Source organism: Corynebacterium spheniscorum, assembly GCF_900113445.1.
GTDB classification, from domain to species: domain Bacteria; phylum Actinomycetota; class Actinomycetes; order Mycobacteriales; family Mycobacteriaceae; genus Corynebacterium; species Corynebacterium spheniscorum.
This window is the reverse complement of the sequence record NZ_FOPJ01000015.1, coordinates 1-13,929: the sequence shown is the minus strand read 5'-3', so window position 1 is coordinate 13,929 and position 13,929 is coordinate 1. Positions and strand designations below refer to the sequence as shown.

Here is a 13,929-nt window from a genome sequence, read left to right as displayed (position 1 = left end):
GTTGAAACGAAGGCGTCTACCATATTCTAAAAAGCGCATAACTAACGAAGCACCTACTCAGGGAGGACACGAAGACTATGGGCATCCTAGAGAGCATCCGAAAGAGCCGGGCGAGGACTAAGGCCGAGATTAAGGCCGCGACTGCGCGGGCGAAGAAGGAGGCTAAGGAAGCCGCAAAGCTGGATTACCGCCGTGAGAAGTTGTTGGCTAAGCAGGAGAAGAACCTGCTTAAGGCCGAAAAGAAGGGGCTGAAGGCGAAGCGTAAGCATGAGCGCAGCCTGGCGGAGAACCTGCTGGAGCAAAAGCGTGCCGGATCCCTGAATAAGGACAAGGTGATGCGGTGGACTGGTGCTTTGCGGGTGATTATTCCTTTGGCTTTGCCGCTGGTGTATCGCGCGCTGACCAGTGTGCGTGATCAGGCAACACAGACCCGTGCCCGGCAATTGGGGGTGGATGCGGAGAAGCTTTCGCGTTTCGCAGGGCCTGTTGCTGAGGTGAAGGCGCGGATTCAGTCGGTGCGGGAGAACCTGAAGGATTCTTCCCTAGCAACCGGGTTTAAGAAGGATGCTGAGGAGCGTCTGGATGAGCTGAAGGAAGCTGCCGATAATGCGGAGCTGATGGTTCCGGAGCAGCGTCGTCGCGCATTGGCGGGGATTAATCGTGACCTGGATGAGCTGACCGGGCAGATTAATGAGCGCCTGCTGAAGGGCTAAATCTTTAAGCTTTGTGCCCCGCGTTGGTGGTAGCGCCTGTGGTGCTCGTCGAGTGCCTGTGGTGCTGTCTGAGCGCGGGGCTTTAGCGTGTGCGGGTTTAGAACCTGCGGGGCTTTAGGCCTGCGGGGCTTTAGGCCTGCAGGGCTTTGGGGGATACACAGCCGCGTATCTGCGCTTCTAGTACTTCACTTCGGTGGCGAAGCTAGAGGAGCGTAGAGGCGTGGTTTTTGCGTGTTTGGAGGCGCGCCATGAGTGGCATAGCCGTCGGCGGCGCGTGGCTATGGGAGGCGTGGCTATGGGAGGCGTGGCCCTTAGACGTTTGCTTAGCGCCGGGCGAAGCTCATCCCCATGATCATGGCCTGTGCGGAGTTATCGCGAGTACCCAGCTCCACTGCAGGTTGCTTGGATTTAATGTTCTCCATAACCGCTTCGGGGTCCTCCACCGTGACCAAGAAGATTTTCTTGTTCTTCAGTTGGAATGCCAGATTCAGGGCGCCGACGTGGTAGGCCCAGCCGCCACCTAGGTAGTGCAGGCCGAAGCTCCACCTTTCAATACCGGATCCTTCTTTAACCTTGACGACGCGCTGAATCTGCTCAAGATCAACCCGCTTCACCCGCACCCCGCAGCATCGAATGATGACCTGCTTGTCCGTCACCGTCAGTCCAATGTTGAACACCGCCAAATGCACGAGGAAGCCAACCAGCACCCACGGAAGCCAGGTGACCTCACCGGCATGCTGGGTAACGACATAAACATAACCGATCAGCACTGCGAAGCCGATCAGAATGATGATGCGTTCGCGGGTAATGCCGAAAGCTAAAGAGCGGATCTGAGGGTGGTCCTCAACTTGTTTCTCCGGAGTGGTGGTGTGCTGCTTCATCGCCGATTCTCTTGATCCTAACTGACGCGTGCCGCTGGCGGAAAAGGCACTGCTCGCGCTCCCGCATTTCGCGCCGGGGTTCCCCTATGGGGAACCCCGAACCGCTGGCGAGCTTTCCCCAAGGAAAATGATGTGCCATATACGGTAGCTTGCCACACATAATAAGTCGATAAACCTAACAAAAATGATTGCTTTTACCCCCGAAGTCTCACCCCCGGGGTGAGTTTATATCGCAGGAGGGGCTGTGGTCTCGGTTTATAAAACTCCCCCAACGCTAGCCCCAAGCAGGGCGATAACCCCGCTCACCTGCACAAAGCAAAGATCCCTGACCGCGCTGTCGGAAAAATTATTGAAGGCCGCCGCAACACTTAAAGAGTGACCCCAACCCCAAAGTCACAGCGCACTAGCGAATGGTACTTTCTATCAGAAACGGTAACGATTAATAAAGCATTCGTGCTGGAGTGATGATTGCTCACATGCAGCATTCAATGTGCAAAATGAATCGCATTCATTTGATGACCAAATACGACAGATCGGTAGGTCATCAGATGTTACCCAAAGAGTCTCCAGCGTTTGCCCAGCTAATAATGAGCGTCATTATGCCTATGCTGATTCGGTCAATGTGGAGGAACATACCTAGGCACGAAGCTTTATAGATTGAAACTCAACCAATGCCTTTGACCAGTAATAATGTACCGGCACAACTAGTATGCGTATCCGACTTTAGCGTCACCTCACGTAGCACCCTCTACCCCCTTAAGGGAAAATTCGGTAAAAAAGTGGTGCATTCCCAGGAATATGTTTTACACTCGCATATGAACTAACGAGTGTTAGTTGAATTGCCTAAATATCGTCACTAAAGGCAACCACACCTGTAGGAAAGGATCTGCTTAGAACATGGCACGCCGCGAGATCACCAAATATTACGACGACCTCGATGACACCGAGCTCTCCGAGAGCGAGCTCCGAATTGTTCGCTTCGGCTTTGACGGCAAAGACTATGTGATCGACCTCTCAGAAGAGAACGCCAACAAGTTTCGTGAGGTCATGGACCCCTATATCACCAAGGGCCGTGAGCAATATGGTCGCCGCCTGAACAAGCCGGGCGCTGGTTCTGATCATGGCTATGCCCGCCGCATCCGCCAGTGGGCCAATGAAAATGGTCTCTCGGTAGCAAAGCGCGGCAAGATTCCCGCTGAGATTATCGAGAAGTACCGCGAAGCCAATAACCTCTAACCCCCCGACCTCGCTTTCCTCTTCATCCCCTCCCTATCTCCGCAGCTCTTAGCTAGTACAGCACCGAGGGCAAAGGCCCCCAAGGCCAAAAGCCCCAAAGACTCTAGCGCCCTAGGAGCTCTATCTAGCGCAGCTATGCGGAATAACCAGGGGGACGTTGGTTCCTGCTATTGCACTGCGGCAATAGGGGTTGGCTCAACATGTGGGCGCTTATGCGTTGACGATAGCCCGCATACCTACCTTGAGCCGCGCCCCTGAGCGTCTCAACGCCTCACGCAGCTGCAATAGAACAGCCTTGAGGTACGCAGCGCTTCAGGCCCCGCAGTTACACGTGGCGTTATCAGACAATAACTAAAGGCCTCGATGTTATAGATCCAACATCGAGGCCTTCTTCCGCGCTCCCCGAGCAGGCCTAGAGCACCCCTTGGCTTCGCGCCGCAGCCAAAGCACTGGTCCGCGAACGCACACCTAACTTGTCATAAATATGCACCAAGTGGGATTTCACTGTCGCTTCCGAAAGCGACAAGGTCTGCCCAATCTCACGGTTCGAGCACCCTGCCGCCACTAGCTTCAACACCTCAAGCTCACGTGGGGTCAAAGAGGTACGCGGGGCACGCACGCGGTCCATCAGACGATCCGCCACCACCGGGGATAAGGCCGAATCACCTTCCGCCGCAGAACGCACCGCCGCTAAGAGTTCTTCCGGGGGAGCATCTTTCAGCAAATAACCCACCGCGCCAGCTTCAATGGCCCCCAAAATATCGGCGTCGGTGTCATAGTTGGTTACCACCAGAACATTCGGTGGTTTAGCCATAGAAGAACGAATAATGGCGGTCGCTTCAGCGCCGGTGGTCACGCGGGTGCCTTCCACGCCGGGGCCGAAGCGCAGGTCCATCAACAGCACATCAATGCCACCAGCTTGGGCGGCAGAGATCGCGGCATCAGCCGTAGCGACTTCCCCAACCACTTCAATGTCCTCGGCGGTATCTAAGACAGCCCTTAAACCTAAACGGACAATCTCATGGTCATCTGCCAAGAGTACGCGGATCATTTCTCCTCGTTCCTACGCTTGTCATTCATGGTCTCCCTGATACGGGGGATGAAGATAACTCTGCTGGCTACCTCACCAGCACACACATGCAGTGCATCACCATGCGTCGCTTCAAGAGGGTGAGTCTTTCAAGGCCACAGCGCAGCAAGGTTCGGGCTGGAAACCTTCTGGCTGCGCAACGCACAGTTCACCGCAGTCCACCTGGGCTGCAATGCGCTCAGCATCATAATCGCAAACACACCGCTGCCTAGGACGTCCCTTCTACCCTACTCGTTAGGATGCGCTGGCATGATCACGCTCACGCAAGTACCTTCACCCGGCGCGGATTCCACCGTCACCTGACCATCATGTTCCGCTGCTCGCCGGCGCATCGCATCCAACCCAATATGCCCCAATCCGGCTGGTCTTTCCTCTAGCTCTTCGGGATCAAAGCCCTTCCCATCATCAGCCACATCCAAGAGCACCTCATCACCGGCATAATTCAGCACAATCTCGCAATGCGAAGCATCCGCATGTTTGACCACATTGCTTACCGCACCTTGGGCAATCCGCAGCAACGCCGCCTCCACACCCATCGGTAGTCGCTCCCCATCGCCATGCACTTCCACGGTCACAGGGAACCCACCGGTGGCACTAAAGCTTTCGGCAATGCGCTGCAATGCCGCACCTAAAGAGGTTTCTTTTAGGCTTGCCGGTTGCAAAGCCGCAATCATGGCGCGCGCTTCCGCTAAATTATCGGCGGCGGTACTACGCGCCAAACGGATCCGATCCAGTGGTCGTTCCTTCTCCTCTTCGCTTAAGCCGGTGCCTTGGATCTCCGCTTCGGCCACATGCAAAAGCATCTGAATGCTCGAAAGTCCTTGGGCCAAGGTGTCATGAATTTCGTGGGCAATGCGTTGGCGTTCAGCCACCATGCCCGCATTATGTTGGGTTTCCGCTAGTTCCTCGCGGGTGGCCATGAGCTGCTCAATGAGCTCCTCACGTTCCTTATTCACCTTCGATAAGGTGCGGAAGGCATAGTCAATGGCAACCACCACCACTGCAGAAACCGCAGGCCCCATCACACCACCAAAGGTGATGCCCTTGGGTACCTGCACCAATACCGAGGCAATGGTGGCCGCAATAACTGCCACCACGCCGCGATTATCGGGCATGACCCGCAAATAAAGGAAGAAGAGCGGGAACACCAAATAAATACCCACCGGGGCAATCGGGGTCAGCGCAATCCACACGATGGTCAACCCCGCCACCCACACCAGGCGTTGGCGATCCCCCCAAATCTCATAGAGCGAGGCCCCAAAGAAATAGAGGAAAGCGAACCCTGCCGATAACCCCAGGTTCGTCACCGCCACCCACAGCGGTAATTGCACCGAGGCACCCACCGCCACAATCAAAATGACGGAGGTCAAAATGTGGATGCCATTTCTTAAGGCATCCGCCCCCGGATCATGGCGGCTCGGTTTCTTCTTCTCCGCCGCATCGCTTGTTGCCTGCGACTCATCACCGCGACGCCACCGCAGTTTCTTGATAAAGGGCACTTTCACGCGCGGATTCAAGGCAGCAATAGGACTATTCGGGAACGCATGGTCCGCAGAAACACCACCCACCGCGGCCCTGTTAGAGGCCGACTTAGGTGAGTCTTGTCCCCGTGGCTGCCGCTCGGGCTCTACGCTGGAGGTCATGCGTCGTACATTACCTATCGCCGCCGGTTCATCTCGAAGGCTCACCCCCCAGAGCAAGCTCGGCCACAACCGCTTAGGCCGCAGCATCGCCGTTCTCGGCGTCAGCCTCAGCTTGCTCACCTTAAGCGCCTGCGGTGATAAAACTGAATCCCCGCAATCCCCCACCTCGCAGCTAAGCAGCGAAGCTGCCCCTGCAGGCGAAGGCGCCCCCGCACAGGAGCCAGACACCACCGTCGAGCTTCCCCCCGCCGACCAGGTCCTCGACTCCAACCTCCCCATCGACGCACTCCCGGAAACCCCGGAGGGCAAAGCCGGGTGGGTGGAATGCCCCTACCTCGAAACCCAGTGGGTTGCCGACACCAATGGTCAGCGCGTGACCGGCCTCGGCATAGACGAGCGCTTCGACACCCCCGCCTGCGTCTTTTGGTCCTACCCCGATGAGCCGCAGCTCACCGTCATCGTGCGCCACATGCACACCCCCGAAGAAGCCACCGCGGTGGTCGACTGGGCTGCTCCCATCGACACCACCGAGCCCGCCGAGGAGCCCGAGGGCTGGAGCGGCGGTCGCGTCGGCGGTGGGATCGCCGGGCATGAAACGGCTCTCTACGCGGTGGCTAAGGGCACCGTCGCCGTCGTGGTCTTCACCAACCAGGAGCAATCCCTCAAGGCGGAGTTGGTGGCTAAAGAGGTCATCCAAAACCTCAACCTCTAGCCCACAGCTTCCTCGAGCGGGGTTTTTGCGTCCCTCGAGATCAGGTGCCCGCAGCTGAGGCAGTTCCGGCGCGGGCACCCCAGATGGCCCCGGCTATGCCGCACGCACTTTTTAAAGGGCGCGAGTAGCCGGAGTAATAAGCGCAGCGGCTAAACAGCGACGTCGTTATAGGGCATAAGTGCTGATACCCAGGGGAAAACTACTTCCATCAGCAGGAAGAACACTGCCACCGCCATGATGATCAGCAGCAGCACCTTCACCGGCCAGCGGCCGGGTAAAGCGTGCCATAAAAGTGTGTACATGCTTATTTAGTCCTCATCTAATACGGCCGGGCGCGAACCATCAGCAGCCTTGGGGATAGATTCCGTCATCATCCCGTGCACAATCATGCGCTCAGCATTAGAGAATTGCGGGTGGCAGGTGGTCAACGTAATGAGCTTTTCCATGTGCTCATCGGTTTGGCCAATATCGCCTTGCCCAGGGATCGGGTAAATCACTCCCACATCACCAGGGATGGTGATGGAACGGCCCAACACATTGGCATAATCCCCGGAGGTCATGCGATCAGCTTGTTCCGGGCTAAAGCAATTCAACGCTTCTTGGTGGCGCTGCTCGCCCTGGGAATCAATCGGCATCACGCGGTAGACATCCCAAGAGTTTTGGGTTTCCACCACAATCGCATTACATACCTGCAGGTTCCCCAGGTCATTAAAGGGCGCGCCCTTCCCCACACGGTGACCAGCCACCGCGAAGTTACCGGGCTGACCAGGCAACTGCGTATCCACATAGCGTCCCGGGCCGGCTTGTAGGTCCTCATCAGAGGTGCCCTCTACCACCGCGAAGTGGAAGTCTGAGCCGAAGGAGGGAATATACATGCGCGCAAAAGCCTCACCTAGATCCGGGGTGAGTTTCTTGCGCGGGTTATTAGAGGAAGAAGTGTCCGACCATTTATCGTCGAGTTTCTCCGCGGCCTGCGCTTGGAGACGACCAGAGTTCAGATTCGTCCAATAAGCCTCATAGAAGGCAAAGAGGAAGAAGAGAACGCCTACGGTCAAAAGGATTTCACCAATCACCTGGGTGACGGAGATCCGCGGTCGACGCTTCCGCTTCGCCACCGGACGGGCAGCAGGACGAGCGCCGGTAGGCCGCGCACCTTGACGCCGCTTGCTCGCCGGCACCGTCGCAGAAGCCGCACGCTGTGGCGCAGGGCGTTGCGAAGCAGGGCGTTGCGAAGCAGGGCGCTGGGATGCCGAACGCGCACTAACCCGCGGGGACTCAGCAGTACTGTCGGCGGAATAGGCAGCTTCCCCAGGGTGTACGCCACGGGCCTTGCTCTCAGCCTTAAGTGGCTGGCGTGGGGGAACCTGAACCTTATCGGCTAAAGAGGGGATCTTCTCTGTTGGCGGATCCACCGGGTTTCGTGGGGTGCTCGCTTTAGGCGTTGCCGGCGCTTTGGGCGAAGCTGCAGCTTTAGGTACACCAGCGCCAGCTGCACCAGCGGCACCTACCGCACCCGCAGCTTCCGCGACACCAGTCGCTCCAGCTGCCTGCGCCGCATTATTCGGCGGGGTCTCTTCTTTGGCGCGGCGATGGTGTCGCCCACCACCAGCGGCACGCGCACGTTCTCTTTCGGCGCGCCGGCGGAGATATTCCTCACGGTGGCTTCCTACCCTGCGTGTGGAAGGATCATCAATATCACGTCGCGGTAAGCGCCGCGGGGTAGGCCGATCCGGGTCATAAGCTAAATCCGGTCGCCTTCTTTCGACATCCCGCAGGTGCCGCTGCTGCTCAAAGTCTGTCATTGCGCTCCTCGGGTGGGTGACTTCTGTAGTTATGTCGCCCCACGCAGGGGTCATATCAGTGCTGCACGTGTTCTCATCTTTTCACTTCAGCACGTACGATCAACACGACCAGTGTACGCAATAGGCATCTTAAGTAGCTAAGTAAAGGACGGTTCGAGCACACAGTGTTAGAGATATTCGTCTACCCCGTGTCCGCGGTGATGAAATTATGGCACCTCCTGCTCGCCGATGTTATCGGGCTAGAGAAGTCCCTCGCCTGGACGCTCTCGGTGCTCGGCCTGGTGATTATTATCCGCAGCCTCATTGCGCCGCTCTTCCTGATCCAAATGCGCAGCTCCCGCATTATGAGCCTCATGCGCCCGGAATTATCGGCGCTGGCCAAAGAGTACAAAACCCGCACCGATAAAGACTCCATGAAGGAGTTCGAGCAGCGCCGCAAGGAAATCCAACAGCGCTATAACTTCAAAGCCTCTGCTGGTTGCCTACCTGCACTTATCCAGTTCCCCGCGTTCATTGGTCTCTACCAGGTACTTATCCGCATGGCGCGCCCGTCTGAGGGCTTAGAGTCTAACCAGCATCGCGCCATCGGTTTCCTCACCCCGCAGGATGTCAGCGAATTCCTTGATTCCCGCATCGCGGATGTGCCACTGCCGGCCTACGCCAGCATGACCCCCCAACAATTCGCGGAACTCGGCACCACCAAAGAAGCCGTCCTCGGTTTCCTGTGGCCGCTGCTGATTATCGCCGTGGTGGCCACCATGGTGAACCTCTTGCTCTCCGTGCGCCGCACCCGTCCCTCCCTGGATTGGGATTCCAAGGTAGCTCGCTTCTCTTTGAAGCTCACCTACTTCATGCTGATCTTCATCCCGCTGATGCTCTTTAGCGCCGGCCTAACTGGCCCCATCCCCATGGCGATTATCGTCTACTGGGTCGCCAATAACCTGTGGACCCTCATCCAATCCGCGGTGATTGACTACAAGCTCGAAAAAGAAATGCCTTACTCCCAGGAGTATCGCGCCGCCCGCAAGGCTCACCTACGCGAACACCGCGAGCGCATGCGCACCAAGCGCTCCACCAAGTGGTGGCGCCGCCGCACCCGCGTCAAGGGGATCCTGCCCACCCAAGGCGGCCAAGAGGCCCGCACACAGCTGCGCGAGCACAAAGCCGAAATCAAGGCTGAGAAACAACGCGCGAAGGAAGAAAAGAAACGACTGCGCAAGGCAAAGCTCGAGTCCCTACAACAAGCCAATCGCGAGAAGGCTGCGCAAAAGAAGGCTGAGCAAGAAGCTTCCTCCGAGAACGACACTGCCGCTGAGGTGGAATCTGCGGACCCGCAGGCTCCCGAAGCTCTGCCAGATCAACCTGATGCTTCGGCGGATACGCCCTCGGATAAACCTTAGATCGAATAATCCGCTGGTGGTGCGCTAATCAATTGGCGCGCCATATCGCGGGCGGTAAGAAGCGGTTCCACCGAATGCGCCAGCTTGGTGCCCGCTAGCCCTCCATCAAGCAATAACATCAGCTGATCTGCTTGGCTGGAGCCTGGGTAGCCATTGCGCAAGGTCAATAATTCAGACAGGGTTTCCCGGCACCAGCGGCGGTGATCCATCACGGCTTCTAAGATCCCATATTCTGCTTCGGTCTCCGGGAGTGGGAACTCACTGGCGGCATTTTGGAAATGCGAGCCGCGATAGTTCTTGCCGGGTTCTTCGGCAATGCATTGGTCAAAGAAGGCGAGGATCTTATCGCCCGGGTCTTTCAGCGCTTCGGTGCGGGCGGCGTACTCGGCACGCCAAATATCGTCGAGGTTCTTCAGGTAGGCGATCACCAGGTTGTCTTTGGAACCATAAAGGGAATATAGCGATGCTTTGGCTACATCTGCTTCGCGCAGGATGCGGTCAATACCGATAACGCGGATACCTTCGGTGCTAAAAAGCTGCGTGGCGCTAGCGAGAAGGCGTTGGCGGGGGCTGGGGCGGTCGCGGCGGCGGCGTCCCTTGGTGCTGCTGCTTTCATTCGTTGCAGCGCCAGTGCCCTGGGTCTTAGCCGGGCGTCGCGTGGTGGCCAACGTTAAAGTATCCTTCCCTTAACTCGTGCGGTGATTCCTTGCTGAACCTCGTCTCACCCAATATAGACAACCCGGTCCACTTTTGTGGCTTTTTGCAGGTAGGCATAAAAAAATACCGCCGCCATGTCCACCCACATAGGGACGATGGCGACGGTAAGTCTAAAGTTGAAAGTGTTTACTTCCGGCCGCGAACCATATTCACGATGGTCAGCAGGATGACTGCACCAAGCAGGCAGGTCAGGAAGCTGAAGATCAGCCCGCCACCTTGGACGTCAACACCGAAGAGGCCGAGCAGCCAGCCACCAAGCAGACCGCCGACGATACCAACGATGATGTTGAGACCGAGGCCCTGTTCGGCATCGGTGCCCTTAATCTTGGAAGCAATCCAGCCGGCCAGACCGCCAATGATGATCCAGCCAAAGATTCCAAGTCCTAGTCCCATGTTTTCCTCCTCAAACGTTCCGGTTCAGGATATCGAACCGGACTTCTTCATGTTGGACTAATTTGTGCAATCGCAATTTTTGCATATGTCCCGGGGGATTTCCACACCACCCTAACCCCACCTTGCGAGGGAATACAGGGTTCAATGGAGCCGCGGGGGGAGACTAGTTCAGGCCAATTTCTGCAGGTAGTTTGGTTTTCGAGCAAGCGCTAATAGTAGTTTGTATTACCCCCGATTCTCACTTGTGCACAATTTACGCACCGTGTTTGTTGCCAAAATGTTAGGTCAGCTCGACCCTGTTGTTACCCGCCAATGCTGAGAATCACCCCCAAAACTAGGCGCGTTTTACCCCCAACGCGTAGCAAGTTCACACTCCCTTCTTAAGCAGCAATCACCATTGTCTGCCCCGGGCACGAACCTTCGCGGGCGTAACCTGGCCGCGGAAAGTCCCGATCTCGGGTAAAGCCCAAAACCCCCGGCAACCATCAGGTCGTCGAGGGCTAGAGAGCGAAGTTTTACTCCGAATCCGGGCGCACAACCATCATGGGGCAGGGCGCGGATTGCAGGAGTGCACGGGAGGTGGAGCCGAGCAGCATACCCTTGAATCCGCCGCGACCATGGGAGCCGACGACCAACAACTGCGCACCTTCCGCGGCATCGCAGAGCGCACGGATCGGACGGTCGCGGGTAATCAATTTCTTGACCGGAACATCCGGATATTCATCAATGAGCGGCTGGAGGCGCTCGGTGAGCAGCCCCATTTGTTCACGCTCAACTTCATCCCATTGCTGCTGCGCAGACGCCAGGCCGGCGAGCGAAGCTTGGACCTGCATATCCATCCAGGTGTGCACGGCAACTAGCTCGGAGTTGCGGGCATCAGCCTCGGCGAAAGCATATTCGGTGGCCTTCTGGGAAATCTCGGAACCATCCACACCGATGACGACGGGGCCGTACTTGGTAGATTCATCGACGTGGTTATCCTCGCGGACCACCACGACCGGGCAGTCAGCGTGCGAGACAACAGCTGCGGACACCGAGCCCATGACCATGCCAGAAAGCCCGCCGAGACCGCGGGAACCCATGACGATCATGGTGACATCGCGGGACATATCCAGCAGCATGTCGATTGGCGAACCTTCGGCGATGGTGTGCCCGATCTTGATATCCGGGGCGATTTCGTGGGCAATGGCGCGAGCTTCGTCGATTTTCTCCAAAGTCTCGGACTGGAGGTCATCGAAAAGTTCCTGCGGGGGAACCATGCCTTCGGCGTAGAGGAATTGGGGCATGGTGTAGCTGGCGGCAAGTCGCAATGGGATGTCGCGCTTGGCTGCGGTGTTGGCGGCCCAGCGGACAGCGGTCTTGGAGGCTTCGGAGCCGTCAACTGCGGCTACGACAATGTCTTCCCTGGTCATGGTGTGCATCGACCTTTCTTCAGGATCTGCTTTCGCCCGCGCACAGGTACTCCGCGCGGTGATTGTGTGTTAGTTCGTAGGTGCCTTCATGCCTCAAGCCTGGGTTGCGGGCGCCGAAGTAGCGGCACAGGCAACAGTTGTTCGGCTCTGTGGTTGTGAACACCTCACCACTAATTCAAGTGTACCTAGCAGCGGTGCGGCTAGGCAGGGGTGCGGGCGAAGAAAATTTTCCTCGCCAATAAACTTAGGCCGGGATAGGCACGGGGTGCGCGGCATCGGTATTAGATGGCGAGATAATGGCATAGATTGCGCGGAGCACCTGAAGTACTACCCGCCCAATATCGTTATTGAAGAAGTCGATCACTGGTTGAAGAAATGCGAGGATATCCATGGCTCATAGGATAGCGCGGGATGGTGATCAGGATCGCGAGAAAGTAGAATCCCAGGGGGAATCGGTGCCCGGCGGAGACTCAACACGCGGTATGCGATCGCGGCGTTCGCGACGCTTACAGCGTTCGCCTTTGGGGGTGCGCAATGGTTTAAATCCCACTCGGGTGCGTATCCCCGAATCCGCGGTTGATGGGATGCGTGCCTTTGATGTCCTCACCCACATGATTAGTACTCAGCGTCACCGCCACCCCGACGATGGTGAGCAAGCAATCATGCAGCGCTTCCACGAGGGGTTGGTGGCCACAGTCGATGGCCCCTGTGAACCGGATGATCTTCTCTTCCCCGGTCAGGACCTGTGGTTTTATCGCATGCCCGCACCAGAAACGCCACTGGGAGAAGAGTGCTGCGTGTTATTTAGCGATGAGCACCTGTTGGTGGTGGATAAGCCAGCCGGGATGGCAACCATGCCGCGAGGGCGGCACCAAACCCAAACAGCGTTGGTGCAGTTGCGGATGAAAACCTCGAACCCAGATCTGGTGCCGGCGCATCGCTTGGATCGCTTGACCTCTGGGATCTTGGTCTTCATTGCGAACCCAGCAGTACGTGGGGCCTATCAGTCTTTGTTTTCTAAGCCCGGGTTGGTGCGCAAAACTTATGAGGCACTCGCCGCTCATGATCCGCGGATTAGCGCGGGTACGCGGTGGAGTTCCTTTATGGAAAAGAAAGTGGGCGATTTACAGGCCCGTTCAACGGATACTCAGCCTCACAATGCGTTGACTGAAGTATTAGCGGTGGAACCGCTGCCTGGGAAGCCGGGTATGGCGCGTTATTCTTTGCGTCCGTATACCGGGAAAACCCATCAGCTTCGCCGCCATATGAATGATGCTGGGGTTCCGATTCTGGGGGATCCGCTGTATCCGGTGGTGCTGCCGGAGGCAGAAGATGACACGACACTGCATTTAATGTCGCGCAGTATCAGCTTTATTGACCCGATCAGTGGTGAGGAACGCTTCTTTGAGGCTCCTCGCCGTTGGTGAGGTGGCCAGTCAAGCCTGGCCGGTGGCTGGCGGCGCTTTGGAAGGCTGCCCTCGCTAGGCCCTATATATATACAGTATGTTTTGAAATTTTTAGGTAGTCATAGAAAAAGGCGGTGTGTGGTACACAACAACCCTAGGGTTATTATGTGCCACACACCGCCGTATCAAGTTTTAGGTCGGCAGCAACTTACTCTCCCACACCCTCACAGGTGCAGTACCATCAGCGCAAACAGGCTTAGCTTCCGGGTTCGGAAAGGGACCGGGCGTACCCCTGCCGCAATAACCACCGACACATCATTGTTGTCCCTAACAACCACCACCAACAGTAGGTGGTGTGCTGTAAGAGATACTGCACAGTGAACGCGAGTAACCACACCACAAGGTGATGATCCAATGTTTTGTTTCGCCTAGGCGGAAGGTGTGTTTGTTGTGTTGGTAAATTAGTACCGGTCACCTCCACACATTACTGTGCTTCCAGATCCGGCCTATCAACCCCATAATCT

Annotated in this window: 14 protein-coding genes and 1 rRNA gene; 5 read left to right on the top strand and 10 right to left on the bottom strand. The window is 57.0% G+C overall.

Translation table 11 applies throughout. From position 1 onward, the window contains the following. Positions 1 to 77 precede the first annotated feature (77 nt). Positions 78 to 713 (top strand): DUF6474 family protein, encoded by a 636-nt coding sequence (locus BMZ01_RS09655; RefSeq protein ID WP_092286856.1) that lies wholly within the window; start codon positions 78 to 80, stop codon positions 711 to 713. A gap of 323 nt (positions 714 to 1,036) precedes the next feature. Here the strand turns inward: BMZ01_RS09655 and BMZ01_RS09650 are convergent, their stop codons facing one another. Further along, the gene (locus BMZ01_RS09650; RefSeq protein WP_092286854.1) at positions 1,037 to 1,594 is read right to left on the bottom strand and encodes a hypothetical protein; all 558 of its coding nucleotides are present in this window, start codon (positions 1,592 to 1,594) and stop codon (positions 1,037 to 1,039) included. An 897-nt stretch (positions 1,595 to 2,491) separates the two neighbouring features. On the opposite strand from BMZ01_RS09650, the gene BMZ01_RS09645 reads away from it, so the two are divergent. Then, the gene (locus BMZ01_RS09645) at positions 2,492 to 2,830 is read left to right on the top strand and encodes a histone-like nucleoid-structuring protein Lsr2 (RefSeq protein ID WP_092286852.1); all 339 of its coding nucleotides are present in this window, start codon (positions 2,492 to 2,494) and stop codon (positions 2,828 to 2,830) included. A gap of 412 nt (positions 2,831 to 3,242) precedes the next feature. Here the strand turns inward: BMZ01_RS09645 and BMZ01_RS09640 are convergent, their stop codons facing one another. Together BMZ01_RS09640 and BMZ01_RS09635 are read right to left on the bottom strand one after the other, a co-directional pair. Then, positions 3,243 to 3,881 (bottom strand): LuxR C-terminal-related transcriptional regulator, encoded by a 639-nt coding sequence (locus BMZ01_RS09640; protein WP_092286850.1) that lies wholly within the window; start codon positions 3,879 to 3,881, stop codon positions 3,243 to 3,245. A gap of 266 nt (positions 3,882 to 4,147) precedes the next feature. Further along, entirely contained in the window at positions 4,148 to 5,425 is a 1,278-nt protein-coding gene (locus tag BMZ01_RS09635; RefSeq protein WP_223845966.1) for a sensor histidine kinase, read from the bottom strand. A gap of 136 nt (positions 5,426 to 5,561) precedes the next feature. Here BMZ01_RS09635 and BMZ01_RS09630 point away from each other — a divergent pair, with 136 nt between their 5' ends. Further along, the gene (locus tag BMZ01_RS09630) at positions 5,562 to 6,275 is read left to right on the top strand and encodes a DUF2020 domain-containing protein (protein ID WP_092286846.1); all 714 of its coding nucleotides are present in this window, start codon (positions 5,562 to 5,564) and stop codon (positions 6,273 to 6,275) included. 149 nt (positions 6,276 to 6,424) lie between these two features. Here the strand turns inward: BMZ01_RS09630 and BMZ01_RS11255 are convergent, their stop codons facing one another. Both BMZ01_RS11255 and BMZ01_RS11420 read right to left on the bottom strand, forming a co-directional pair. Continuing rightward, positions 6,425 to 6,577 (bottom strand): hypothetical protein, encoded by a 153-nt coding sequence (locus BMZ01_RS11255; RefSeq protein ID WP_092286844.1) that lies wholly within the window; start codon positions 6,575 to 6,577, stop codon positions 6,425 to 6,427. Between the two features lie 6 nt (positions 6,578 to 6,583). Further along, entirely contained in the window at positions 6,584 to 7,390 is an 807-nt protein-coding gene (locus tag BMZ01_RS11420) for a class E sortase (protein ID WP_223845967.1), read from the bottom strand. An 851-nt stretch (positions 7,391 to 8,241) separates the two neighbouring features. On the opposite strand from BMZ01_RS11420, the gene yidC reads away from it, so the two are divergent. Next, complete coding sequence (gene yidC / locus BMZ01_RS09615; protein ID WP_092286840.1) at positions 8,242 to 9,477, top strand: membrane protein insertase YidC; 1,236 nt, start codon at positions 8,242 to 8,244, stop codon at positions 9,475 to 9,477. On the opposite strand, the gene BMZ01_RS09610 is transcribed toward yidC, so the two are convergent. The 4 genes from BMZ01_RS09610 to BMZ01_RS11245 all read right to left on the bottom strand — a co-directional run bounded on the left by BMZ01_RS09610 (position 9,474) and on the right by BMZ01_RS11245 (position 12,390). After that, a complete protein-coding gene (locus BMZ01_RS09610) occupies positions 9,474 to 10,145 on the bottom strand; it encodes a TetR/AcrR family transcriptional regulator (RefSeq protein ID WP_092286838.1) in 672 nt (223 codons plus the stop codon). The genes yidC and BMZ01_RS09610 overlap by 4 nt on opposite strands. 175 nt (positions 10,146 to 10,320) lie before the next feature. Continuing rightward, positions 10,321 to 10,587, bottom strand: coding sequence for a GlsB/YeaQ/YmgE family stress response membrane protein (locus BMZ01_RS09605; protein ID WP_092286836.1), 267 nt, complete (start codon positions 10,585 to 10,587; stop codon positions 10,321 to 10,323). A gap of 515 nt (positions 10,588 to 11,102) precedes the next feature. Then, positions 11,103 to 11,999 (bottom strand): universal stress protein, encoded by an 897-nt coding sequence (locus BMZ01_RS09600; protein ID WP_092286925.1) that lies wholly within the window; start codon positions 11,997 to 11,999, stop codon positions 11,103 to 11,105. A gap of 244 nt (positions 12,000 to 12,243) precedes the next feature. Next, complete coding sequence (locus BMZ01_RS11245) at positions 12,244 to 12,390, bottom strand: hypothetical protein (protein WP_177180144.1); 147 nt, start codon at positions 12,388 to 12,390, stop codon at positions 12,244 to 12,246. Between BMZ01_RS11245 and BMZ01_RS09595 the strand changes: the two genes are divergently transcribed. Beyond that, a complete protein-coding gene (locus BMZ01_RS09595) occupies positions 12,389 to 13,426 on the top strand; it encodes a pseudouridine synthase (protein WP_223845964.1) in 1,038 nt (345 codons plus the stop codon). The two genes, BMZ01_RS11245 and BMZ01_RS09595, sit on opposite strands and share 2 nt — an antisense overlap. 174 nt (positions 13,427 to 13,600) lie before the next feature. On the opposite strand, the gene rrf is transcribed toward BMZ01_RS09595, so the two are convergent. Next, a 5S ribosomal RNA gene (rrf, locus tag BMZ01_RS09590) occupies positions 13,601 to 13,717 on the bottom strand. Between the last annotated feature and the right edge of the window lie 212 nt (positions 13,718 to 13,929).

Bases quoted from the DNA above. Each gene is read 5' to 3' on its own strand.
- BMZ01_RS09655 (WP_092286856.1), top strand. From the start codon at position 78: ATGGGCATCCTAGAGAGCATCCGAAAGAGCCGGGCGAGGACTAAGGCC.
- BMZ01_RS09650 (WP_092286854.1), bottom strand. From the start codon at position 1,594: ATGAAGCAGCACACCACCACTCCGGAGAAACAAGTTGAGGACCACCCT.
- BMZ01_RS09645 (WP_092286852.1), top strand. From the start codon at position 2,492: ATGGCACGCCGCGAGATCACCAAATATTACGACGACCTCGATGACACC.
- BMZ01_RS09640 (WP_092286850.1), bottom strand. From the start codon at position 3,881: ATGATCCGCGTACTCTTGGCAGATGACCATGAGATTGTCCGTTTAGGT.
- BMZ01_RS09630 (WP_092286846.1), top strand. From the start codon at position 5,562: ATGCGTCGTACATTACCTATCGCCGCCGGTTCATCTCGAAGGCTCACC.
- BMZ01_RS11255 (WP_092286844.1), bottom strand. From the start codon at position 6,577: ATGTACACACTTTTATGGCACGCTTTACCCGGCCGCTGGCCGGTGAAG.
- BMZ01_RS09605 (WP_092286836.1), bottom strand. From the start codon at position 10,587: ATGGGACTAGGACTTGGAATCTTTGGCTGGATCATCATTGGCGGTCTG.
- BMZ01_RS09600 (WP_092286925.1), bottom strand. From the start codon at position 11,999: ATGACCAGGGAAGACATTGTCGTAGCCGCAGTTGACGGCTCCGAAGCC.
- BMZ01_RS09595 (WP_223845964.1), top strand. From the start codon at position 12,389: ATGGCTCATAGGATAGCGCGGGATGGTGATCAGGATCGCGAGAAAGTA.
- BMZ01_RS11245 (WP_177180144.1), bottom strand. From the start codon at position 12,390: ATGGATATCCTCGCATTTCTTCAACCAGTGATCGACTTCTTCAATAAC.